Origin of the sequence: Streptomyces humi, assembly GCF_001005085.2 — a bacterium.
GTDB lineage: Bacteria > Actinomycetota > Actinomycetes > Streptomycetales > Streptomycetaceae > Streptomyces > Streptomyces humi.
In genome coordinates this window covers 72221-94951 of the sequence record NZ_LBMU02000058.1, presented here as the reverse complement: position 1 = coordinate 94951, position 22731 = coordinate 72221, and the positions used below count along the sequence as shown (strand labels likewise).

18 protein-coding genes and 1 riboswitch are annotated in these 22731 nt (G+C 73.3%); of the genes, 8 read left to right on the top strand and 10 right to left on the bottom strand.

Annotated features, from left to right (window positions below):
- Positions 1–19: 19 nt before the first annotated feature.
- From AAW13_RS25660 to AAW13_RS25650, 3 genes are all read left to right on the top strand, one after another.
- Complete coding sequence (locus tag AAW13_RS25660; RefSeq protein WP_046732213.1) at positions 20–1246, top strand: cytochrome P450 family protein; 1227 nt, start codon at positions 20–22, stop codon at positions 1244–1246.
- 123 nt (positions 1247–1369) lie between these two features.
- Positions 1370–2359, top strand: a complete 990-nt coding sequence (locus AAW13_RS25655) for an aldo/keto reductase (RefSeq protein ID WP_046732212.1) — start codon at positions 1370–1372, stop codon at positions 2357–2359.
- A gap of 91 nt (positions 2360–2450) precedes the next feature.
- Positions 2451–3608, top strand: a complete 1158-nt coding sequence (locus AAW13_RS25650) for a PP2C family protein-serine/threonine phosphatase (RefSeq protein ID WP_046732211.1) — start codon at positions 2451–2453, stop codon at positions 3606–3608.
- Positions 3609–3614: 6 nt separating this feature from the next.
- Here AAW13_RS25650 and AAW13_RS25645 read toward each other — a convergent pair whose 3' ends face one another.
- Positions 3615–5270, bottom strand: coding sequence for a carboxylesterase/lipase family protein (locus AAW13_RS25645; RefSeq protein ID WP_052768685.1), 1656 nt, complete (start codon positions 5268–5270; stop codon positions 3615–3617).
- A 288-nt stretch (positions 5271–5558) separates the two neighbouring features.
- Between AAW13_RS25645 and AAW13_RS25640 the strand changes: the two genes are divergently transcribed.
- The gene (locus tag AAW13_RS25640; protein ID WP_046732210.1) at positions 5559–6344 is read left to right on the top strand and encodes an NPP1 family protein; all 786 of its coding nucleotides are present in this window, start codon (positions 5559–5561) and stop codon (positions 6342–6344) included.
- A 97-nt stretch (positions 6345–6441) separates the two neighbouring features.
- Here the strand turns inward: AAW13_RS25640 and AAW13_RS25635 are convergent, their stop codons facing one another.
- From AAW13_RS25635 to AAW13_RS25625, 3 genes are all read right to left on the bottom strand, one after another.
- Positions 6442–7257 carry an SAM-dependent methyltransferase gene (locus AAW13_RS25635; protein WP_046732209.1) on the bottom strand — a complete coding sequence of 272 codons (816 nt, stop codon included), beginning with the start codon at positions 7255–7257 and terminating at the stop codon, positions 6442–6444.
- Between the two features lie 120 nt (positions 7258–7377).
- Complete coding sequence (locus AAW13_RS25630) at positions 7378–7614, bottom strand: DUF397 domain-containing protein (RefSeq protein WP_079178965.1); 237 nt, start codon at positions 7612–7614, stop codon at positions 7378–7380.
- A 1-nt stretch (position 7615) separates the two neighbouring features.
- Positions 7616–8491 (bottom strand): helix-turn-helix domain-containing protein, encoded by an 876-nt coding sequence (locus AAW13_RS25625; RefSeq protein ID WP_046732207.1) that lies wholly within the window; start codon positions 8489–8491, stop codon positions 7616–7618.
- A 327-nt stretch (positions 8492–8818) separates the two neighbouring features.
- Here AAW13_RS25625 and AAW13_RS25620 point away from each other — a divergent pair, with 327 nt between their 5' ends.
- Positions 8819–9493, top strand: coding sequence for an ATP-binding protein (locus tag AAW13_RS25620; protein WP_107483404.1), 675 nt, complete (start codon positions 8819–8821; stop codon positions 9491–9493).
- Positions 9494–9652: 159 nt separating this feature from the next.
- Here the strand turns inward: AAW13_RS25620 and AAW13_RS25615 are convergent, their stop codons facing one another.
- From AAW13_RS25615 to AAW13_RS25600, 4 genes are all read right to left on the bottom strand, one after another.
- Positions 9653–9910, bottom strand: coding sequence for a hypothetical protein (locus AAW13_RS25615; protein WP_046732206.1), 258 nt, complete (start codon positions 9908–9910; stop codon positions 9653–9655).
- 28 nt (positions 9911–9938) lie between these two features.
- Positions 9939–12083, bottom strand: a complete 2145-nt coding sequence (locus AAW13_RS25610) for an acetoacetate decarboxylase family protein (RefSeq protein ID WP_046732205.1) — start codon at positions 12081–12083, stop codon at positions 9939–9941.
- A 378-nt stretch (positions 12084–12461) separates the two neighbouring features.
- Positions 12462–12920, bottom strand: a complete 459-nt coding sequence (locus tag AAW13_RS25605) for a flavodoxin family protein (RefSeq protein ID WP_046732204.1) — start codon at positions 12918–12920, stop codon at positions 12462–12464.
- Between the two features lie 118 nt (positions 12921–13038).
- On the bottom strand, positions 13039–14355 hold the full coding sequence (locus AAW13_RS25600) for a lipase family protein (protein WP_046732203.1): 1317 nt from the start codon (positions 14353–14355) through the stop codon (positions 13039–13041).
- A gap of 209 nt (positions 14356–14564) precedes the next feature.
- Here AAW13_RS25600 and AAW13_RS25595 point away from each other — a divergent pair, with 209 nt between their 5' ends.
- On the top strand, positions 14565–15224 hold the full coding sequence (locus tag AAW13_RS25595) for a lipoprotein (RefSeq protein WP_046732202.1): 660 nt from the start codon (positions 14565–14567) through the stop codon (positions 15222–15224).
- 15 nt (positions 15225–15239) lie between these two features.
- Here AAW13_RS25595 and AAW13_RS25590 read toward each other — a convergent pair whose 3' ends face one another.
- Positions 15240–17216, bottom strand: a complete 1977-nt coding sequence (locus AAW13_RS25590) for a DUF1996 domain-containing protein (RefSeq protein ID WP_046732225.1) — start codon at positions 17214–17216, stop codon at positions 15240–15242.
- A 311-nt stretch (positions 17217–17527) separates the two neighbouring features.
- On the opposite strand from AAW13_RS25590, the gene AAW13_RS25585 reads away from it, so the two are divergent.
- Positions 17528–18757, top strand: coding sequence for a PP2C family protein-serine/threonine phosphatase (locus AAW13_RS25585; RefSeq protein WP_046732201.1), 1230 nt, complete (start codon positions 17528–17530; stop codon positions 18755–18757).
- A gap of 167 nt (positions 18758–18924) precedes the next feature.
- Positions 18925–19102: riboswitch (cyclic di-AMP (ydaO/yuaA leader) on the top strand.
- 8 nt (positions 19103–19110) lie between these two features.
- On the top strand, positions 19111–21483 hold the full coding sequence (locus AAW13_RS46995; protein WP_052768684.1) for a C40 family peptidase: 2373 nt from the start codon (positions 19111–19113) through the stop codon (positions 21481–21483).
- An 18-nt stretch (positions 21484–21501) separates the two neighbouring features.
- Here the strand turns inward: AAW13_RS46995 and AAW13_RS25570 are convergent, their stop codons facing one another.
- Positions 21502–22560 carry an NAD-dependent epimerase/dehydratase family protein gene (locus AAW13_RS25570; RefSeq protein WP_046732200.1) on the bottom strand — a complete coding sequence of 353 codons (1059 nt, stop codon included), beginning with the start codon at positions 22558–22560 and terminating at the stop codon, positions 21502–21504.
- Between the last annotated feature and the right edge of the window lie 171 nt (positions 22561–22731).

Here is a 22731-nt window from a genome sequence, read left to right as displayed (position 1 = left end):
CCCTGGGAGGCACGTCACGATGACGACCGGTACCGAACAAGCCCGGATCGCCCTCGACCCCTTCGTCGGCGACCTGGACGGCGAGAGCGCGCGGCTGCGCGCCGCCGGCCCGCTCGCCGCCGTGGAACTGCCCGGCGGGGTGCCCGTCTGGGCGGTCACCCGGCACGCCGAGGCCAAGGCGCTGCTGACCGACCCGCGGCTGGTCAAGGACATCAACGTGTGGGGCGCCTGGCAGCGCGGGGAGATAGCGCCGGACTGGCCGCTGATCGGCCTCGCCAACCCCGGCCGTTCGATGCTGACCGTGGACGGCGCCGACCACCGCAGGATGCGGGTGCTGGTCGCGCAGGCGCTCACCCCGCGCCGGGTGGAGCAGATGCGGGAGCGGATCCAGAAGCTCACCCAGGACCTGCTCGACGCCCTGCCCGTGGACGGCGAGAGCGTCGACCTCAAGGCGGCCTTCGCCTACCCGCTGCCCATGTACGTCATCGCCGACCTGATGGGCATCGACGAGGCCGAACTGCCCCGTCTGAAGGTGCTGTTCGAAAAGTTCTTCTCCACCCAGACCCCGCCCGCCGAGGTCATCGCCACCCTCACCGAGCTGGCCGGGATCATGGCCGCCACGGTCGCCGCCAAGCGGGCCGCGCCCGGGGACGACCTGACCAGCGCGCTGATCCTGGCCTCCGAGGACGGCGACCACCTCACCGACGAGGAGATCGTCTCCACCCTCCAGCTGATGGTGGCGGCGGGCCACGAGACCACCATCTCGCTGATCGTCAACGCCGTGGTCAACCTCTCCACCCACCCCGAGCAGCGGGCCGCCGTGCTCGCCGGGGAGGTGGACTGGTCGTCGGTGGTCGAGGAGACGCTGCGCTGGTCCACCCCGACCTCGCACGTGCTGATCCGGTTCGCCACCGAGGACGTCCAGGTCGGCGACAAGGTGCTGCCGGCGGGCGACGCGCTCATCGTGTCGTACGCCGCGATCGGCCGGGACGAGGACGCGCACGGGCCGAGCGCCGGGGAGTTCGACGTCACCCGGGAGTCGGGGAACCGGCACATCTCCTTCGGGCACGGGCCGCACGTCTGCCCGGGTGCGGCGCTCTCCCGCCTGGAGGCGGGCGTCGCGCTGCCCGCGCTCTACGTCCGCTTCCCCGGCCTGGACCTCGCGGTGCCTGCGTCCGAGCTGCGCAACAAGCCGGTGGTCACCCAGAACGACCTCTTCGAGCTGCCGGTGCGGCTCAACCCCTGACGGGCGGAGACGGCCCGGGACGCGGTGGACCGCGTCCCGGGCCGTTCGCGTTTGACTTCGAGTGCGCTTGAAGTCGTAGCGTCCGAAGGACAGCACCAATCAGCAGGAAAGGCTGGGAGTCACATGCGACAGCGCACCCTCCGGGATCTGCGGGTCTCCGCCATCGGTCTCGGCTGCATGGGCATGTCCGCGTTCTACGGCACGGCCGACGAGGACGAGGGCGTGCGGACCATCCACCGCGCCCGGGAACTGGGCGTCACCTTCCTCGACACCGCGCAGCTCTACGGCCCGCTCACCAACGAGACGCTGGTCGGTGAGGCGATCCGCGGGCACCGCGACGAGTACGTGATCGCCACCAAGTTCAACTACCGGATGGACCACGCCGTACCGGGCGACATGAGCAGCATCGGCCGGCAGGACGGTTCCGCCGACCACGTCCGCAGCTCCGTGGACGGCTCGCTGGAGCGGCTCGGCACCGACTACATCGACCTGTACTACCAGCACCGGGTCGACCCGAACGTGCCGATCGAGGAGACCGTCGGCGCCCTGGCCGAGCTGGTCGCCGAGGGCAAGGTGCGGCACATCGGGCTGAGCGAGGCGAGCCCCGAGACGATCCGGCGGGCCCACGCGGTGCACCCGGTCACGGCCGTACAGACCGAGTACTCGCTGTGGTCCCGTGACCCGGAGGACGAGGTCATCCCGACCTGCCGGGAGCTGGGCATCGGATTCGTCCCGTACTCGCCGCTGGGCCGCGGCTTCCTCGCCGGCCGGTTCTCCTCCCCCGACGAGCTCGACGCGAACGACTTCCGGCGCGGCGGTCCCCGGTTCACCGGCGACAACCTGGAGGCCAACCTCCGGCTCGCCGCCAAGGTGAAGGAGATCGCCGCGGAGAAGGACGTCACCCCGGCGCAGCTGGCCCTCGCGTGGGTGCTGGCCCAGGGCGACGGCATCGTCCCGATCCCCGGCACCAAGCGCCGCAGCTACCTGGAGCAGAACGCGGGCGCCGTGGACGTCGAGCTCACCAAGGACGACCTGGCCCGGATCGACGCCGAGGTGCCGCGGGCGGCGGGCGAGCGCTACGACGAGTCCGGGATGCGCTCCGTGAACCTCTAGCCCTGTCGTCGCCCCCACGACGGCTCGCGGTGGTGGTGGCCGGGGCGGCTCGCGGTGGCCGGGGGCCGGGCGGTGACGCACGCTGGTAGGCATGGGGAGCCGGTGGATCGTCGCGGGACCGCGACAGGCGTGGCAGTCCACGCGCCTACTGCTGCTGCTCCCGGTGCTGCTCATCGTGGTGATCACGGTCGCGGCTATCCGCTCGCCACCCGACGTCCACCTGGGTCCCACCCTGGTCATCGCCCCGGCGCTCACCCCGTCGTTCGCCGGACCCCGTACGACCGCGCTGGTGGGCGCGCTGGCGGTGGCCGCCCAGGTGGTGATCGGCGTGTTCCACGGCGGGCTGATCAGCGCCAACCACATCGTGCAGATCGTCACCCTGACGCTGCTCTCGGTGATAGTGGTGGTCTACTGCGCGCTCCGCGACCGGCGCCGCGCCCAGCTGGCCCAGGTCCGCTCGGTCGCCGAGGCGGCGCAGCACGTGCTGATGTGGCCGCTGCCGGAGCAGATCGGGCCGCTGCGGATCGCGTCGCTGTACCTGGCCGCCGAGGACGAGGCGCAGATCGGCGGCGATCTGTACGCGGTCACCCGCTCGGCCGACCAGGTCCGGGTACTGATCGGCGACGTGCGGGGCAAGGGGCTGGCCGCGATCGGCGAGGCGGCGCTGCTGCTCAGCGCTTTCCGGGAGTCCGCGCACCGGGACATCAGCCTGCCTGAGCTGGCCGCCCTCCTGGAGCAGAGCGTGACCAGGAACGCGGCGGACCTGGACTCGTCGGAGGAGGCGGACGAGCGGTTCGCGACCGCCCTGCTGATCGAGATCCCGGACCGGGACCCGATCACCCGGATGACCAGCTGCGGCCATCCGCCACCGCTGCTGCTGAGCCCCGGGCACGCGGTCACCGACCCGAGCCTGCATCCGTCGCCGCCACTGGGCGTGCGCGGGACGGCGGCCTCGGAGCACACGCTGGACGTGTTCTCCTTCGAGCCGGGCGACACCCTGCTGCTGTACACCGACGGGGTCACCGAGGCACGGGACGCCCGGCGCCGCTTCTATCCGCTCGCGGACCGGGTGGCGCAGTGGACCGACTCCTCCCCCGAGGCGCTGATCCACCACGTCCGCCGCGACCTGCTGGCCCACGCGGGCGGCCGGCTGGGCGACGACGCCGCCCTGATCGCCCTGCACCGCACCCCGGCCGTGCACCGACGTCCCCACCACGGCGTCCTCGGCCACGGCTCGGCCCAGGCCTGAGGGGGGTCAGAACTCCTCGGTCTGTGACCGCAGGTACGACTCCGCGAAGGCGAGCCTGGCGTCGCTGTCCGCCACCGCGAGGGTGCCGAACCGGGCGCCGAGTTCCATGGTCCCCGGGGTGTCGGCGGCGAGGGCCGGCCAGGTGGGCAGGGAGGCGCCGTTCGGGTCGCCGGTGGCGGCGAACCGGGCGACGCACGAGGCGGTGGTGTCGGCGATGTCGTAGTCCTGGGAGGTCCAGGGCCGGTCGGTGTCGTAGAGGAAGCCGAGCAGGTAGTAGACGTCGGAGCCCTGGAAGGCGCCGGTCGCCGCGGTGCCGATGGCCGGGTTGGTGCCGTCGTACCCCGGTGGCACGCGCGTCCAGTAGTAGGTGTGCACGGGACCGGAGTTGCCGGCCGTGTCCAGGAACTGGCCGCCCCACAGGAAGGCGGAGACGCGCTGCTCGTCCCGGGCCCAGGCGCTGAACTGCTGGGCGGCGGCCGCGTCGGTGTCCGCCGGGTAGAGCGTCAGGAAGGTGTCCGCGAGCCCCAGCGGGCCGAACTCGGAGGCGGCGTAGGCCCGGTACGCGTCCAGCGTCAGTTCCAGGGCGGGCGAGGCGCCGCCCGCGTCCTTGCAGACGCCGGTGAGGACGGGTACGTCGGTCTCGGCGCGGGCCGCCAGTACGGCGGTGTAGGTGTCGGGCAGCACGTATCCGTCGAGGACGTGCCCGGAGTCGGCGGCGGGATCGGCGGCGGCCCGGGTGACGAGGTCGCCGGCGTCCAGCGCGCGCAGTGCGGCGAGGCCGTCGGCGCCCAGGCGGGCGGCGAGGCCGGTGCCGTCGGCCTCGGCGTCGGCGAGGCTCCGGTGGCGGGCGGGCCCCCGGGCGATCGCCGGGTCCTTGGTGTACCGGACGCCGGAGGAGAGCAGGGCGCGGTGGTAGAGGCCCCGGGCGCGCCGGGACGAGAGCAGGACGTTGACGACGGCGGCGCCCTGCGCCCAGCCGCCCAGGGTCACCCGGTCCGGGTCGCCGCCGAACGCGCCGATGTTCCGCCCCACCCACTCCAGGGCCGCGACCACGTCCAGGGTCCCCCAGTTCCCGGAGCCGCCGTAGGCGGACTCGGCGGTCAGCCCGGGGTGGGCGAGGCCGCCGAGGACGCCGACGCGGTGGTTGAGGGTGACGACGACCACGCCCTTGGCCGCGAGCAGGGAGCCGTTGTAGATCTCCTGGCCCGACCACAGGGCGGTGTCGCCGCCGTAGAGCCAGACCAGGACGGGGCGGGGGTCGCCCGAACCCGTCGCGGCCGTCCAGATGTTGAGGTTCAGGCAGTCCTCGCTCAGCTCGGGCACCTGGTCGCTCGGGATGCCCGTGACCGGCTGCGGACAGGCCGGTCCCCAGGAGTCGGCGGCCCGTACGCCGTCCCAGGACGGGGCGGGCTGCGGCGGGCGCCAGCGGTTCGCTCCGGCGGTGGAGGCGGCGTACGGGACGCCCTTGTAGACGGTGACGCCCCGCAGGCCGCCCTGGACCCCGGTGACCTGTCCGGATTCCGTGGTGACCGGGTCGGTGGCGGCCGCGCCGCGCGCCGCCTCGGCCGGGGTGGGCAGCGTGCCGAGCAGTCCGGCAGCGGCGGCGGCGCCGAGGAAGCCGCGGCGGTTCAGCGCGGCGGAACGCGTCCTGCTGTTGCTCACTGGGTTCCCTTTCGGGCGGTGGGGGGACGAGCCGACCAGCAGCCTGGCGCCGGGCGAGCGGTGCGGCAAGCACATCCCGGTGACTGACAGCAACTCAACAGCCGTTCACAGCAAGGGCGTTGAGCTCACTGGTGTGGAGACGGCTGGTCTCGAGAAGGCTGGTGCCGAGAAGGCTGGTCTCGAGAAGGCTGTTCAACCGGCTTTGCAGAAATGTTCAGTCCGACAGGTGGTCTCGACCACAGGGGGCCTGCCAGACTCCGCTTCGCCTTTCCGAGACAGGGAGTCGACATGTCCGACCTGCAACCCCCCACCCGCAGACGGCCGTTCCGCAAGGCCCTGGCCGCGGCGCTCGGCGCGCTCGCCCTCGTCGTCGCCGTACCCGCCACCGCGCACGCGAACGTCCTGACCCTGCTGCCGCAGAACGCCGACGGTCTGGAGCAGACGTTCTCCCCGGCGTACGACTACGACGGCGACGGCTGCTACACCACCGCGGCCATCGGCGCCGACGGCACCATCAACCCCGGTCTGGCGCTGGGCGGTGACGTCAACGGCCACTGCCACGACTACGCGCAGCTCGCCAACGCCAACACCTACTCGCGCGAGAAGTGCAACAACGGCTGGTGCGCGGTGATGTACGCCAGCTACTTCGAGAAGGACCAGGCCACGCTCGGTCCGCTGGCCATCGGGCACCGGCACGACTGGGAACACGTCATCGTGTGGATCCAGAACAACCAGGTGCAGTACGTCTCGGTGTCCCAGCACAGCAGCTACCAGGTGGCCGCGGCCTCGGCCGTCCGGTTCGACGGCACCCACCCGAAGATCGTCTACCACAAGGACGGCGTGTCCACCCACGACTTCCGGTTCGCCAACTCCAACGACGAGCCGCCGGAGAACGTCACGGGCGGCTGGTTCTACCCGCGGCTGGTGGGCTGGGACGGCTACCCGGCGGGCTATCGGGACAAGCTGATGAACGCGGACTTCGGTGACGCGACCATCAAGATCAAGGACGGCTCGTTCAACGCCAACCTGTCGTACTCCATGCCGTCGGGGATCTCCTTCGACCCGAACGCCTGAGCACGGGCGCTCCGGTGCCGACGCCCTGTCGCGGACGCCCGGGTGAAGACCGTGCCGGGGCCGGGAAGGTGAGCCCGGCCCCGGCACGGAGCATCTGTCACGGCTTGCGGGCGACCGCTCCGTACATCGCGATGTCCTCGTCGCGGATGCCCTGCTCGCCGGTGCCGTCCGGGTGCCACTTGTGGACCTGGACGATGCCCGGCTCCACCAGCTCCAGGCCCTCGAAGAACTCGTGGGCCTCGTCGATGGTGCGCAGCCGCATCGGCATGTTGCGGGCCGCGTACTCGCGGGCGACCCGGCCCACCTCCTCGGGCGCGAACTCGGCGGTGCCGATGGACATCGCCAGGTAGCTGCCGGAGGGCAGCGGTTCGAGGAGGCGCCGTACGACGCCCACCGCGTCGTCCGCGTCGAGCATGAAGTGCACGATGGCGATCACCGTGAGCGCGACCGGCTTGCCGAGGTCGAGGGTCTCGCGGAGCTCGGGGGCGTCGAAGAGGTCCGTCAGGTCGCGGAAGTCGGCCTCGATGTACGCCGTCCTGCCCTCGGGCGTGCTGGAGAGCAGGCCCTGGGACAGGGTGAGGACGATGGGGTCGTTGTCCACGTAGACGACCCGGGAGTCCGGGGACACCGCCTGGGCTATCTCGTGCAGGTTCGGGGAGGTGGGGATGCCGGTCCCGACGTCCAGGAACTGGCGCATCCCCGCCTCCTCGGCGAGCCAGCGCACGGCACGGTTCATCCAGTCGCGGTTGGCGCGCATGTGGATCGGGAGCGCGGGCCACTCGTGCGCCATCGCGTCACCCGCCTCCTGGTCGGCGGGGTAGTAGTCCTTGCCGCCCAGGATGTAGTCGTAGATCCGCGCGGAGTGCGCGTTCTCGGTGTCGATGCGGTCGGCCGGCCATCCGTTGTCGGGCAACGCCGTGTCTCCCATTCGGGTGAGGGGGATGCGGGGGTGTTCGGGGACTGCGGGAGTGCTGTGTCAGGTGGGGGGTTGCTTGAACGATCAGCTATAGCAAGGAAGTTCCCGGGAGAGGGGTCACATCAGGAAGTCGGCGTCACCCGCTTTCACACCGGTCAGGAAACTCGTCATCTCGCGGGGTGTGAAGACCAGCGCCGGACCGTCGGGGTCGGTCGACTGGCGTACCGCCACCCGGCCGTCGGAGAGCTTCTTCACTTCCACGCAGGCGCCGCCGGCGTCGTCGCTCCACGGCTTGGACCAGCCGCGCGCGCCGAGTTGCCGGGACGGGATGCCGTTCTGTACGGGGTGGTGCACGTCAGAGCTCCTTGCGAATCGCACCGAGGAGGACCTCGGTCTTTCTGGCGGGCGCCGCCTGGGCGCCCAACCGGTCCAGGGCCTCGCGGTAGACCACGACGTCGTCGCTCTTGTCCAGGTAGACCGCGCCCACCAGGCCGTTGAGATAGACGATGTCGGGCAGTTCGGGTGCCTTGAACCGGAAGAGGTGGTAAGCGCCCGCGCGCATGGCGGGGTGCGGGCCGTTGGCGAACGGCATGATCTGCAAGGTGACGTTGGGCAGCCGGTTGAGCTCGATCAGATGGTCGATCTGGGCGCGCATGACCGTGGCGCCGCCGACCGGCCAGCGCAGCACCGTCTCGTCCATCACGACCCAGAGCCGGGGCGGCGACTGCCGGGTGATCAGCTCCTGGCGGCGCATGCGCAGCGCCACCATCCGCTCGGTGGCCTCGCCGGGCGCGTGCGGGTTGCCCGCGCCGAGCAGGGCGGCGGCGTACTCGCGGGTCTGCAACAGGCCGTGCACGAACTCGTTCTCGTAGGCGCGGATCTGCAACGCGGCCTGTTCCAGGCTCAGGTACGCGGCGAACCAGTCGGGCATCACATCGCGGTAGGTGTGCCACCAGCCGCGCTTGTTGGCCTCGCGCACGGACTGAAGGAAGGTGTCGACCTCCTGGCGGTCCGTCACGCCGTAGGTCTGGAGCAGTTTCTCGGCGTCCGCCAGCCGGAGCCGGGCCACCTTGGCGGCCTCCATCCGGCGGATCGTGGAATGGCTGACGCCGATCGCGGCGGCCGCCTGCTCAAAGGTCAGGCCGGCCCGGGTGCGCATCTCCTCCAGCTGCCGGCCCAGGATCATGCGCAGGACGGAAGGGGCACCGCCCCAGTCGGTCTCCGAGGTCACGCCCTACCCCCTCACACCAGGTTTCAGGGTCACCGTCTCACGTGCGTGTGATCGGCTCGCGGACTCATTCGATCACTTCTTGTCGGGAGCAGCATGCACTTCGCTTCTTGCAATTTTCAACTTGCCGGTTGCGAGACGATGTTGGCAGATGCCAGAGTGGGCTTACTGCTCCGGCCGACCAAGGAGCAGGCGAAGCAGAGCAGTTGGGGGAGACTGAGCTGCGGCCCGGCGCCGTCCAGGCGCGGGTCGTCGTCTGCCCCCGAGCGGCCCGGGGCGGACGCGACCGCTCAGCCCCACGCTGCGAAGCCGGACGAAAGGCGCACGGCGATGGCCCCGCCCTCTCTCCCCCAGCCGCTCGACCGACTCCCCGACGACCGGATACCCGGTCTGCCCCGGCCGGCCCTGATGGCCGCCGCCGAGGGCACTCACCGCCCGTCGGACGTGACGGGCGCCCCCCTGCCACCCGGAGGCGAACGCCTCGGTCGACTCCCTGGGCCGCAAGGCCTCGACCGGTTCGCCTCCGGGGACCGCTCCGCCGCTGCCCGCAGCCGCGTCTTCGACCTGGCACCGACGCCGCGCGCGGTGGGCAACGCCCGCCGGAGCGTGGGCGAACTGCTGGGCACCTGGGGCGTGTGCGACGAGGCCCGCGACAACGCGGTGCTGGTCACCTCCGAACTGGTCACCAACGCGATCGTGCACTCCGCCGGACGGCGGATCGTGTGCCGGGTGCACGCCACCGACGGCCGGGTCCGTATCGAGGTCGAGGACCAGAACGGCGGCTTCACCCTGCCGGCACCCCGACGGGCCAGACCGGACGAGCAGAACGGCCGCGGCCTGTTCCTGGTCGACGCGCTCAGCCTCGACTGGGGCGTCCAGGTCGCGCCGGAGGGATCCACCGCCCGCGTCGTCTGGGCCGAGTTGTCGACGGCCCCGGACGACTGCTCCACCACCCCCCACGCCCCAGGAGACCCGTCGCCCCATGGACCGTCCCCCCACTCCTGATCTCCCCGCCGACCCGTCCTGGACCCGCACCCGCCCCAAACCCGGCCCGGAACAACCCCACACCGCTCCGGCCGCCTGATCCCCGACCCGAGACGTCCGCCCGCTCCCGCAGCCAGGCCCTCCCCAGGAGGCCGAGGCGCGGAGCGGGCCTTCGCTTTCTCAGCGCGGGGGGCGCCGGCCGGCATGGGCCAGCAGGGCGGCCGCCGCGGCGCGCAGCCGGGCCGCCGCGGTCGCGCATGCCGCCGCCTGCCGCTCCAGCGCGGCTCCGCTCCAGCCGGGCGTCCCGGCGCAGCCGTCCAGAGTGCCGGCGGCGCCGCGCAGACGCCGCGCGTAGCCGTCCATGCGGTCGGCGTCGGCTCTCAGGTCCGTGACGTACGCGAGGAGTTCGGGAGCGGTCGGGACGGATTCGGTCGCCATGCGGGGTCACCTGTGCTCGGAGGGACGGCTAACGCGGCAGCGCCGTGCCCGCGCTGCGGTGGGCCATGAAGCGGGCGTTCGTCAGGGCGAACGCGGGCCGTACGGCGTCCAGTTCGAGGATCTGGAGCTGCCTGGCGAGCGGCCCTTGGGCGCCGTCGAGCCGGAGTCGCACCCGCGGTCGGGCATGGGCGTGCGGCTGTCCGCGGGCGCGCACCAGGGTGCGGACGGTGCTGTCGCCGCGGCGGCCGTAGAGCACCCAGTCCGCCTCGGGACAGCGCACCCCTGGACCCGGACGGCCCTCGACGGCCAGGCCCATGTCCGGTGCCCGTGCGCGTAGTTCGCGCCCCTCCACCCGGACGTCGGCGCTCGCCTCGACGGCCGGCTGGGCCCACACCTCCTCCGCCACCGCCCGCGCCTCCCGGCTGCCGACGGCGAGCGACACGACGTACCGTCCGGTGCGGCGCAGATCGGCGCGGCGCAGCAGGTCGGCGGCGATGTCACGGGCGTGCGGCCGCCACAGGTCGTCGACCGGGACGGACAGGGCGAGTTCGGTGTAGGGGCCGAGGGTGGTGCAGCGGTGCTCGTACAGGGAGAGCACGGCGAGGGCGCGGCGGCCGAAGCGGGTGGGGACCAGCCAGGCGACGTCGGGCAGCAGGGTGCGGGCCACGTCGGGATCGACCGGGTAGCACAGGTGGACGGCGGAGGAGTCGTAGTAGCGGACCGGTACGTCGACCGGGCCGACGGAGGTCACCAGGCCCGTGGTCGGCACGGTCAGGAAGGGGTGGCCCTCGGGCGGGCGGGCCCGGTCGCCGAGCCGGTAGACGCGGCTGCGTTCGACCCGGCCCCGGTAGGGGGTGAGGGCGCGGTCGATGTCCACGCGGGCCTGCGGGATCACCGTCTCCAGGTGCTCCAGGTAGCCGCTGAGCAGGTGGCAGAGCGGGAACTCGCGGGTGGGGCCGGTGTAGTCGACCTCGTACCGGTTGGGGTGCGGGGTGCCCGCGGTGCCGGTGCCGCGGCCGTCCAGGACCGGGACGATGTCGTGCCGGTTGGTGACACCGGCGACCCAGGTGCGCGGGTCGGCGGGCCTTCCGCCGTCGAGGGGCGCCCCCACGGCGACCACGTGGGTGACCCGGTAGGCGCGGCAGAACTCGTCGTCCCGCGCGAGGTTGAGCAGCGCGATCCCGCCCTCGCCGTGGCCGATCAGCGCGAGGTCGGCGCCGCGCGGGATGCCGTGGTCCCGGACGGCCTTCAGGACTGCGCGGGTGTACGGCGAGTCGGCCATGAACAGGTTGCGCCAGGCGCCGGCGAAGTCCTGGGCGCAGTCGTCGCGGGGGCGGCCGGGGGCCGTGCCGGGCGCCTGGACGACGTAGCGGAGCACGCCGTCGGGACCGCGTACCTCCTGGACGAGGAGCCGGCCGTCGGCGGAGAGGGCGTCGATGTTGCGCAGGAAGCCCAGGAGCGAGCCCTCGGCGGCGAGGCCCCGGGCCTCCCGCGCGGTCGGTTCGACGGCCTGGGGCGCTTGCTCGGTCCGGTCCCGGGCGCGGGGGCGGGAGGGGCCGATGCCGTTGCCGGGGCCGGCGGTGAGTCCGTGTCCCGCGGCCAGCGCCCAGGCGGCCTCGTCGTCGCCGGGGTCCTCGGCCAGCAGGCCCCGGACGGTCAGCAGTTCGGTCAGGACGGGGGCCAGTCCGCAGAGCGCGCGCTGGGCGTCCGGGTCCTCGAAGAGGGCCCGCAGCGCGCGGACGGCCGCCTCGTCGTCGGCGCCGACGGCGTCCGTCAGCCGCCGCATGCCCGGGTCGTGCGCGAACTCGGGGTGGTCGAGCAGGAGCGCGGCGATCCGCAGCCGCAGCGAGGTCACCGCCACCAGCGCGGCGAGGCTCTGGCGGCCGAGCAGTTGCCCGGCCGCGCCGAGCAGCCGGCCCATGCCGTCGGGGGCCACGACCGCCGAACCGCCGAGTCCCTGCTTGTCGGTGAGCGCCCGCAGCAGCGCCCACCGGGCCGCGCAGCCGGTGCGCGGGTGGCGGCGGGCGGCGGCGGTCAGCGCCGGGGCGAACAGGACGGAGCTGGTCCGCGCGGACACCTCGCGGATGCCCTCGGCGACGTCCACGACGTCACGGGCGCACGCCCGCAGCGCTTCCGCCGCGGGCGGCCCGTCGGCATGGCGATGCGCTGCCATCCGACGCTCCCTCGGATCGACGACAGCCCCTCGTCCCATCGTGGTCCCGAGCCCCGCCCCCCGCACCTTCGCCCGTCCGGCCGAGCCGCCCCACGTACATGCGCCCCGCTCCCGGCCCACGCCACGGCCCCAGCCCACCGGGGCCGCTGCGGGCTGCCCGGCAGAGCGGCGCGCACGGGGCGTGGCGGAGTGCGACCGGGCAGGAGAGGCCAGCGCGCCGGACAGGGGCGGTGCCCTCCGGTACGGAGCCCGTGCCACGGGCGAGGGGATGCCGCCCGCCACAGTGCCGGCGCGCCGCGACCGGTGCGGTGCGGCTGGGTGGAACCCGCGCGCCGAAGCCGGTCCGGTGCCGCCCGGCGGGGCCGTGGGGGTGGGTGGTCAGGCGGGCTGGGTGAGGCCGGCCGCGAGGGTTGCTCCCAGTTCCCAGCAAGCCTCGAGGTCGGCCCTGGACGGCTCGCCGGTCACCGTGACCGGTTCGGCGGCCCTGCGCCAGTCGAGGCCGGTGGTGATGGTGTCGAGGGCGCGCAGGGCGCCGGTGACGTCGTTGCCGCCGTGCACGTAGGCACCGAACGGACGGCCGCGTGTCCCGTCCAGACACGGGTAGTAGATCTGGTCGAAGAAGTGCTTGAGGGCGCCGGAGAGATAACCCAGGTTGGCCGGGGTGCCGAGCAGGTATCCGTCGGCCGCCAGCACGTCGGAGGCGGTGGCGGACAGGGCTGCCCGCCGTACCACCCGCACCCCCTCGATCTCCGGGGTGGTCGCCCCGGAGACCACGGCCTCGAACATGGCCTGGCAGTGCGGCGAAGGGGTGTGATGGACGATCAGCAAGGTGGGCACGACGGCACCCTGCCCTGTGCCGCCCGCCGACGGCAAACGGCGGCGGGCGGGGTGAGCGGGGGTGAAACGGGCGTGAGCGGGATGAGCGGGGGTGAGTGGGAACGGCCTCGGGGCCGGCTCAGGGCTGCGCGGGCATCGTCCAGCAGTTGGAGCCGGCCGGTATGCCGGAGAGCCGGGCCGTCAGCCAGGCGACGGCGTCCCCCTGGTCGGTGAGCAGCGGCGCCAGATGGTTGAGCAGGGCACGGCCGGCGTCCGGCAGGGCGACCGGCACATAGGTGACGTCCGCGCCCTCGCCGCACCAGTCGACGGCGAGCTGCCGGGCCTGCGCGTGCGGGACGAGGTCGTCGCTGACGCCGGTCGCGAGCCGTACCGGGCTCGCCGGCGCCGTCCTGCCGATGCGCTGCTCGTCGAGGAAGGCCTGTAGCGCCGGTTCCTGGGCGATGACGTCGGAGATGGAACTGCCGTCGTTCGTCCACGCGGTGCTGTGCTGGGAGCCGTAGGCGAAGAGCGCGTCGCCGACGCACATCGTCGACAGGTCGGTGAGCGCGGCCCGGCCCGCCGTCCCGAGGTGGGCGTCGACGATCGGCTTCAGCGCCGGGTCGGACTGGACGAACCCGTTCACCGCCCAGCCGAGCGCGCCGGCCAGGTCGCTGCCGTCGATGGCCGCGGTGACGGCGGTGAGGTCGGCGGGCGGCGCCCCCGCGTAGCTGCCGGCGAGGGTGACGTCCGGGGCGTAGTCCGGCTGGAGTTCGGCGGCCGCGGCGGTGGCGCCACCGCCCTGGCTGTAGCCGAACAGACCCACGCGCGAGGCGGTGGTCACGGAGGCGCCGGGCACCTTACGGGCGGCCCGTACGGCGTCCAGGACGGCGTGGGCGCCGTCCAGACGGTTGACGTAGGTGTGCAGCCGGTCGGTCGCGCCGAGCCCGACGTAGTCGGTGACGACGACCGCGACTCCTTCGGCGAGCAGCCGGTAGATCGCCAGGTCCTCGTAACCGACGGACACCGTCCGGCCGTTGAGGAGCAGCGGGTACTGGAGGCCCATCGAGGCGGCGCACTGGTCGCCCTGCCCCATGGTGCCGGGGGCCAGGGCCACCAGCGGGCGGGCGCCGGGGCCGAGCCAGGGGAGCGTCGGCTCGATGTAGGCGCCGGTGACCGCGACGGGTTCACCGGCCGAGTCGGTGGACTTGTACATCAGCCTGGTCGCGGTGCCCGGCAGGGGTCCGGGCAGGCTGGGCAGGCTGAGGGCGAGCGGGAGGGGCGCGGTGCGGACGAGGGCGCCGTCGGCCGTGGGGAGGCCGGCGGGCGGGTCGTAGAAGGCCGGGATGGTGACACCGCGGGAGACCTCCGCCTGGGAGACCGTGGCCTGTGCTGTCTGGAGACAGAGGCAGGCGGCGGCGGTGACGGCGGTGGCCAGCAGGCGTACGCGGACAGGCATGGGGAGCCTCCTGGACGTACTGGTCGTGGGGGTCGAGCGGACGCCCCCGGAGCGGCCGACGGGGGCAGGTGCGTATTACCCGACGGTAACGAGCAGTGGGTTACCGTGGGTAGCAGCGGTTTGATTACGTTTCAGTAATATGACGGACGGTCAACGCCCCCGTTACCGAACGGCGTTGTCGGCGCCCTCGGTTAAGGTGCCCGCCTGGGATGCCGGAGGGGGAGGCAGTGGGAAACCTCGGAGCAAGAGCGGCGCTGCTCGCGCTGGTCGCCGGGCTGCTGACGGGGTGCGGCGCGGCGCCGCGCCCGACCGACGTCACGGTCTCGGGGCACGGTTCGAGCGGGGTGGCCGCCGGCGCGGGGACGATCGGCCGCGCCGGGTCGGCCTGTGTCCTGCCGGTGACGTTCGACATCGCCGCGGGGTGGCAGGCCGAGGCCGTCGACGGTCTGACCGCCGTCGCGTCGGGCGGCGTCGACGGGGACACCGTGGACAGCCTGCTGCGGCAGGGCCCGGTGACCCTCGTCTGCGAGATCGACGCCAAGCCCGCCGGGGCCGTCGGCTTCCTGCGGGTGTCGACCGGGAAGCCGGGCAGCGGGGACGCCCACGCGGTGCTGCGGGCGTTCGTGGCCGCCGAGGGGGCCACCTCCCGGGCCGCGTACCGGACCTTCAGAGCGGGCGGCCTCTCGGGGGTCCGGGTCGACTACGTCCACTCCAGTGAACTCCTCGGCGAGCGCACGAAGGAGTCGGCCCTGGCCGTGGTCACGCCCCGGGGTCCCGTCGTACTGCACCTGGGCGGGCTCGACAGCGCGGAGCACGACGAGATGCTCCCCGCGTTCGAGCTCGCCCAGGGCACACTGCGTACCTCGTAGGGCGTCAGGCGGCGGTCAGGCGGAGTTCCGCCGGGTGCGCCACAGCAGCCCGGCCCCGCCGGCCAGCAGCAGCGCGCCGAGAGCCGCGGGCCAGAGGTCGGCACCGGTCTCGGCCAGGCCGCCCTGGACGGCCTGGGGCTGGGTCTGGGGTCCGGTCCCCTGAGCGGTGGCCGTCTCCTGGCCCGCCGGGGCGGCCGCGGTCGCCGACGGGGTCGTGGTCTCGGGCCGCTGCGTGGGCCGGCTGATGACACCGCCGGCCGACTTCTTGGGCGACGCGGTCTCGTAGACCCTGGGCAGGCCGGTGGAGCCGGCCGGAGCGCTGGTCTCCGTCGCCGGGGTGCCGGCCGGGGGCTCGGAGGGCTCCTGGCCCCCGGCACCGGCGGGCTCGGAGGGCCCGGAACTCGCCGGCTCGGACGGCTCCGCGGGCTCCGACGGCTCCGCGGGCTCCGACGGTTCGGACGGCGGGGTGGCCGGGCTCCCGGTCTCGCTCGGGGTGGGCTCGGGGCTCTGGGCCGGCGGCTGCTCGGCGGCCCCCGCGCCGCAGGTACGGCCGGAGTTGATGCAGTCGACCATCTTCCGCATCAGACCCTCGTCGAAGACGTTGATGAAGTCGCCGTGGTCGGTGACCGGCTTGTGCAGCTGCTCGGGGAACGAGTCCACCGCGAACAGCGGGACCGTACGGCCACCGTCCTGGAGGCTCGGCGCGTCCACGTCGTAGACGATGCGCTGCACCAGCTGCGGGATGGCCTCGAAGCCGTTCGGGCAGCTGCCGTCGGCGGCCTCGAATGCCACGTGGGTGCGGTGGTTGGCGCTGTCGATGTTGCGGCCGTCCCAGCAGCTCTGGAACCTGAACGTGCGCACCACGTCACTGCCCCGGGGGCAGAGCGGGTACTTGTCCTTCAGCTGCCGGTCCTCGAAACCGGTGCAGCTCCAGGAGGCGTTGGCGTTGCCCGGGCCGTTGACGAAGGCCTTGGCGTCGCCGGTGATGATGCGCAGCAGCCGCGGCATCTCGGTGACCTTGGAGGTGGGGTTGCCCTCGAAGGTCAGCGTGACCTGCTTCGCCGTCACGATCTGTCCGGCGTTGCCCTCCGTGCCGCCGCCCGGCTTGTCGGCGTCCCGCTCCTGCTTGCCGTTCTGGAGCCGGAGCACGGGCCAGTAGTACGTGGACCTGTCACCCTTGTCCGCGCAGCTGGTGTCGGCGTTCGCGAGGTCCTGGTCGCTGGCGAAGGCGTTGTTGGACTGGTTGCCGATGTAGTCGTGGAAGTGGTGGGCGCCGTTGGAGACCCCGGGCGCGACGATCACGTTGTCCGAGTTGAACAGGCCGTTCGCGTTGACGCCGCAGCTGGAGGCGAAGGTGCCGGTGGAGCCGCCGGACTGCTCGGCCGGGGTCTGCGCGTCGGGCTGGACGGTCGTGATGTCGGCGTAGTCGGCCGCCACCGGGCCGTTGCCGCCCTGTCCGCCGGCGCCGGTACCGGCGCTCTGGCTAGGCGAGGCACTGCTCCCGCCGCCCGCGCCGCCGTTGTCCGCACCGCCGTTGCCCGCGCCGCCGTTGTCCTGGGGCGGCGTCGACTGCCCGGCGCCCTGGTCCGTCGAGCGCAGGGTGCAGGCGGCGAGGTCGTCGAGGCCCTGCGGCCGGTCGCCCTCGCGGTCGATGGCGTCGCCGATGCGCCGGAGCGTCCCGGACCGCTGCTCCTTGAGCGGGTTCATGATCGTCTGGTCGGCGAGTTCCGGGTTCTGCCGGATCGCCTCGGCCGAGTCCTTGAGTTGCTGGTAGGCGCCCGCGATCTGCTTGTCCAGCTCGGCGAGTTCGCCGTCGACCTCGGCGCGGGCCCCGTCGGGCACGTCCGTCAGCCGGCTGCCGACGTCGGGGCAGTAGACCGTGGGCGCGGACAGCACCTGGGCGGTCTGGCCCTGTGCGGACCGCTGGTCCCAGCCGCCCTCGGTGGCCGAGGCGTAGACGTTCACCGCGACCAGGCCTCCCCCGCCGAGCATGAGGGCGACCGCGGCGAAGGTCGCGCGCCGTGCGCCGGTCGGACGTCTGCGCCTGTTGCGTCTCAAGGTCGTACTCACGGTCATACCCCTGCGTGGTCGTGGGCGGCCGGGCATGGAAATCCCCCGCCCCATACGGGCCGCGGCACGGCCGTGTTCAACGACACCAGGAATTCACGGCGACCTCACAGGAAGCGACCCCCGGGGTGACCGCCCGGACACGGAGTGCAGCCGGAGGAAGGGCCGGATCGTCCGGTGCAATTCTCGCTTTCCATGCGAAACTGGTTCGAAACCGGCGGGGAGGTGGCCCGGTCATGAGCGATGCGGAGATCGACTACGCGACGGTCTTCCAGAACCTGCCCGGGATGGTGGCACTGCTGACCCCCGACCTGGTGTACGCGGACGCCAACGCGGAGTTCCTGCGCATGGCCGGACGCAGGCGCGAGGACGTGGTCGGCCGGTACCTGTTCGACGTGTTCCCCGACAACCCCGACGACTCCACCGCCACCGGCATGCGCAATCTGGAGTGCTCACTGCGCCGGGTCCTCGCCACCGGGGAGCGGGACACGATGGCCCTCCAGCGGTACGACGTGCAGGACACCGCCCGGCCCGGGCACTGGGACGAGCGCTACTGGAGCCCGGTGAACGCGCCGGTCCTGGACCCGGACGGCAAGGTCGTCCTGCTGGTGCACCGGGTCGAGGAGGTCACCGAGCTGATCCGGGCCCGCCGGGCCGCGGGTGACGGGCGGGCGCAGGTCCTGGAGGGCGAACTGTACCGGCGGGCGGGCGAGTTGCAGGAGGTCAACGACCGCCTGCGGCAGGCGCACGCCCAGGAACGCGAGGTCGCCGTCGCCCTCCAGGAGGCGATGCTCCCCGCACCGGGACGGCTGGGCCGGCACCGGACGGCCGTGCGCTACCGGCCCGCGACGGGCGGGCTGAACGTGTGCGGCGACTGGTACGACCTGGTCGACCTGGTCGGCGGCGACCGCGTCGGCGTCTCGGTGGGCGACGTGGTCGGCCACGGGCTCGCGGCGGCCTGCGTGATGGGGCAGTTGCGCAGCGCGCTGACGGCGGCCTCCCGGGTCGCCGCCGGCCCGGCCCAGGCACTCGACGTGCTGGGCCGGTACGCGCACGTGGTGGACGGCGCCGAGTCGGCCACGGCGGTCACGGCGTTCGTCGACTTCTCCCGGCACACGGTCACCTACAGCAGCGCCGGGCACCCGCCGCCCGCCCTGCTGCACGCCGACGGCGGGGTGGAGTTCCTCGACCGGGCCACCGATCCCCCGCTCGACGCCCGGCCCGACCCGGTGCCACGCCCCCAGGCCGTCACCGCGTTCGAGGACGGCGCGACGCTCGTCCTCTACACCGACGGGCTGATCGAGCGGCGCCGCGAGGACATCGACACCGGGCTGCACCGGCTCGCCCGGTCGCTCAGCGCGCACCGCGAGTCGAACCCGGAGGACCTCGCCGACGCCGTGCTGCGGGAACTGCTGCCACCGGAGGGGGCCACCGACGACACCGCCCTGGTGGTCGTCCGGCTGTGATCGATCAGCACCCGAACTCCCGTCCCTCACGGTCGCGTTCCGATCAGTACGACGAACATCACAAATACGTATCGGACATTACGCACGTCAACCTTCACACGAGTGACACAAGTTGGCTAAGTTGACGTTTAAGCCGCTCGGCTCCCCCCGGCGAATCCCGTCGGGCCGCGCGGCCTCCGCCGAGTCCGGGCCTCTCGAGGCGAATCCGGAGCCGGGGACCCAACCGACCACTGGGGTGAATCGGCCGACGGCCCGCGAGGGCAGCGGCCGTAGGGCATACCTTCCGGATTCCGTTCCACGCCCGAACCCGACAGCTAACCCGGTAGGCGGAGTACGGAAGGAGCACGACCCCCATGGCGTCCGAGAGCCGTGACGAGGTTCGACAGCGGATCAACAGCCTCTACGACCAGGCCGAGAACGCCACCGGGAACTACAACGCCACACGCGCGATGAGCGGGGGTTCGCGGTCACGGGGTGTCCCGCTGTTCAAGCGGACGCGACGCGACGACCCGGGCCTCGACAACATCGCCCGGGAGTGGTTCGAGGGGGCCCGCTCGAAGCTGGGGCCGAGCGTCCCGGCCGCGCTGCCGACCGACCGGATGCCCGACCGTTCGGGTCCGCGGCGCCCAGTCAGCGCCATGGCCGCCGACCTGCTCGGCCAGTTGGAGGGCGCCGGCCCGGCCCGGCCCGCGCTGCCCGCGGGGCCGTCCGGGCAGAGTGACGCCGAGGTCGTCCGCGAACTCCCGGCGGAGCGCCCGAAGCTGGAGCTGACGGCGGGGCCCGGCGTGGCGCCCGAAGCCCCGGCCGCCCGGCCGGCTCCCGTTCCGCAGCCCGCCCAGGAGGCCCGGAACCCGTGGCCCGTGCCCGAGGCCCAGGTCCCGGCGCAGGAGTGGCAGACGGGCATCGGCGGCATCCCCGCCCAGCGCACGGACTCCGGCGTTCTGGCCGCCACGGGTGTGCTGCCGGCGATGAACGCGCCGGACACGGGCGCGTTCCCCGCCGTGCCCGCGGTGGACACCGGCTCCTTCCGCGTCATGACCCCGGGCGCGGGCGCGGCCCAGACCATGTCCCCGACCGCGGACACGGGCGGCTACCGCGTCATGACCCCGGGCGCCACGGACCCCGCCACGGCCATGAACCCGATGACGGACAGCGGCTCCTACCGCACCATGCCCCCGGGCGCCACGGACGGCGCCACGGCCATGAACCCGATGACGGACAGCGGCGCCTTCCGCATCATGACGCCGGGCGCCACGGACGGCGCCACGGCCATGAGCCCGATGACGGACAGCGGCGCCTTCCGCATCATGACGCCGGGCGCCACCGGCACCTTCCCGGCCGTGGCACCGATGGACCCGGGCCCGGCCGCGGCCCCGTCTCCGGCGGACACCGGCTCCTTCCGCATCATGACGCCGGGGGCCACGGGGACCTTCCCGATGCCGTCCGCGACCGACTCGGGCGCCATGCCGACCGCCGCGCCCGCCGGCACCGGCACCTTTCCCACCGCCGCACCCATGAACACGGGCGGCTTCCCGGCGGCCGCGCCCGCCCCGGCACCGGTCGACACCGGCGCGTTCCAGGCCATGTCGCCCGACGCCGCCGCGTACGCGGCCGCCTACGCCGCGCAACCGGCCCCCGAGGGCTACGCATACCCCGCCGCCACCTACGAGACGGCGACCGCCGCACCCACCGCGGTCATGCCGGCCGTACCGCAGGCCGCCCCCGGTACGGGTGCCTACCTTGCGGCGCCCATGGCACCCATGGCGCCCATGGCCGAGATGGGCGTGGGCGCCTACGGCGCGGGCCTGCATCCCGGCGCGAGCGCCTACGCCGCCGCGGCAGCGATGACCGCACCCCAGGCACCGATGCCCGCACCGGTGCCACCCGCACAGTCCGCGATGGCCGCGCCCCCCATGACGATGGCCGGCGCTCCCATGACGATGACGCCTCCCGCCGCGATGGCCACCTCGCCGATGGGGATGGCAACGTCCGCCGTGCCGATGGGCGCCGCCTCCATGGCGATGCCCGCACCCGCGATGGAGATGGCCGCGCCCCCCATGGCCATGGCCGCACCCCCGATGGAGATGACGGCCGCACCCTCCATGACCATGGCACCTCCCATGGAGATGGCCGCGCCCCCCATGGCCATGGCCGCACCTCCGATGGAGATGACGGCCGCGCCCTTCATGGCCATGGCCGCGCCCCAGATGGTGGAGATGCCCGCGCCCATGATGGAGATGGCCGGCGCTGCTCCCGTCGGCGTGGCTCCGGTGCCCGCGGCTCCCGTGCCTGCGATGGCCGCCGCTCCGGCTGCCGCCGCCTACGCCGACGCCGGGGCCTTCGTCCAGGCCGTGGCCGTGGCCGAGCCCGGCAAGGCCATGAAGGCGCTGGAGTTCGCGCGGGCGCAGATCGGGCGGCCGTGTGTCTGGGGGGCGACCGGCCCGGAGTCGTACGACTGCTCAAGCCTGACCCAGGCCGCCTGGCGCGCCGCGGGCGTCACACTGCCGCGCACCGCGGCGGAGCAGGCCCTGGCCGGCTCCCCGATGACGCTGGCCGCCGTCGAGCCCGGTGACCTGATCTTCTTCTTCGACAACGACAGCCACGTCGGGATCTACGCGGGTGGCGGCACGATGATCCACGCGCCGAGCCCGGGGGCGTCCATCCGCGAGGAGTCGATCTACAACGCCGGGGAGTCCGCGATCCACCGGGTGGTCCGCCCCGCCTGAGCGGGACGGACCCCGGGGTCAGACCCTCCGCCGCCGCGCGCGCCAGCTCTCGTGGTGGTCCAGGAGGGTCTCCTCGACCGGCCGGTAGACCAGGCCGAGTTCGCGGACACCGCGGCCGTTGTCCACCCGGAAACGGATGCCGAGGTGCCGGCGTATGTACTCCTGGGTGAGGCCGAAGAACGGGCCGAGGACGCGCACCGGCCAGTGCGGGAGCGCGGTCCGCGGCAGCCGCGGGTCCCAGCGGTGACGGGTGCGGATGATCCGGGCCATGGCGTGGAACGACGTCATCGTCTCGTTGGCGACGATGTAGCGGCCCTCGGCCGCCGGGTTCTCCGCGGCCGCGATGTGCGCGTCGGCGACGTCGCGGACGTCGGCGGTGGTGAAGCTGAAGTCCGGGGCGCCGTAACAGAAGTAGCCCTTGAACAGCTCGTCCAGCAGGAACAGGCTGCCGGACTCGGAGGCGGGCGTGAGGGAGGGCCCCAGCACGAGACCGGGGTTGATCGAGATGAGCCGCCAGCGGTCCTGGTCGGCCGCGGCGTCCAGGACGGCGCGTTCGGCGACCGTCTTGGCGTAGTGGTACGGGTTGTCCGCCACCGTGCTGGTCGTGTTGAAGTAGCGCTCCGTCAGCACCTGGCCGGCCATCTCGCGGACGTCGGCGTAGTCACCGAAGATCGTGCCGACCGTGGAGGTGAACACCAGGGTCGTCACCTCGGGGGTGCGCGCCACGCTTCCGAGCACGTTGCGGGTGCCGAGCAACGCCGGGTCCACGACGTCCCGTTGCCCGTCCTCGATGCGCTCCGGCATCAGGAACGGCGAGGCCACGTGGAAGACGGTCGCGCAGCCGCGGAACGCCTCGTCGAAGGAGCCGTCCGCCAGCAGGTCGGCACGGAACAGGGTGAGCCGGCCCGGGAAGGCCTCCTGGAGGTCCCACAGCGGCCGCAGCTTCGCCGGGCCCGCGGCGCCGCGGACGGTGGCGTGGACCCGGTAGCCCCGCTCCAGCAGCCGTCGTACCAGGTGGCTGCCGACGAATCCGCTGCCGCCGGTCACCGCGACCGTCGTGTGCCCGCGTACGTCCACGCTCTCACCCCTCACGCCCCGGGCGCACCGCGCCTCGGCGCGCCGCAGGGGACAGGGTGGTGCATGGCGGGCCGGAGGGGAACAGGTGGCGGGCGGGACGGCCGCCGTACGGCCATAAGGCAGCCTCGCATGGGTCATAAGATCGGCTTATGAGGTCATAGACCGGACCCG

Excerpts from the sequence above, each read along its gene's own strand:
- AAW13_RS25615 (WP_046732206.1), bottom strand. The coding sequence starts at position 9,910 with ATGGCGACCGAATCCGTCCCGACCGCTCCCGAACTCCTCGCGTACGTC.
- AAW13_RS25595 (WP_046732202.1), top strand. The coding sequence starts at position 14,565 with ATGCCGGAGGGGGAGGCAGTGGGAAACCTCGGAGCAAGAGCGGCGCTG.
- AAW13_RS25620 (WP_107483404.1), top strand. The coding sequence starts at position 8,819 with ATGGCCCCGCCCTCTCTCCCCCAGCCGCTCGACCGACTCCCCGACGAC.
- AAW13_RS46995 (WP_052768684.1), top strand. The coding sequence starts at position 19,111 with ATGGCGTCCGAGAGCCGTGACGAGGTTCGACAGCGGATCAACAGCCTC.
- AAW13_RS25660 (WP_046732213.1), top strand. The coding sequence starts at position 20 with ATGACGACCGGTACCGAACAAGCCCGGATCGCCCTCGACCCCTTCGTC.
- AAW13_RS25600 (WP_046732203.1), bottom strand. The coding sequence starts at position 14,355 with ATGCCTGTCCGCGTACGCCTGCTGGCCACCGCCGTCACCGCCGCCGCC.
- AAW13_RS25650 (WP_046732211.1), top strand. The coding sequence starts at position 2,451 with ATGGGGAGCCGGTGGATCGTCGCGGGACCGCGACAGGCGTGGCAGTCC.
- AAW13_RS25655 (WP_046732212.1), top strand. The coding sequence starts at position 1,370 with ATGCGACAGCGCACCCTCCGGGATCTGCGGGTCTCCGCCATCGGTCTC.
- AAW13_RS25585 (WP_046732201.1), top strand. The coding sequence starts at position 17,528 with ATGAGCGATGCGGAGATCGACTACGCGACGGTCTTCCAGAACCTGCCC.
- AAW13_RS25610 (WP_046732205.1), bottom strand. The coding sequence starts at position 12,083 with ATGGCAGCGCATCGCCATGCCGACGGGCCGCCCGCGGCGGAAGCGCTG.
- AAW13_RS25590 (WP_046732225.1), bottom strand. The coding sequence starts at position 17,216 with ATGCTCGGCGGGGGAGGCCTGGTCGCGGTGAACGTCTACGCCTCGGCC.
- AAW13_RS25640 (WP_046732210.1), top strand. The coding sequence starts at position 5,559 with ATGTCCGACCTGCAACCCCCCACCCGCAGACGGCCGTTCCGCAAGGCC.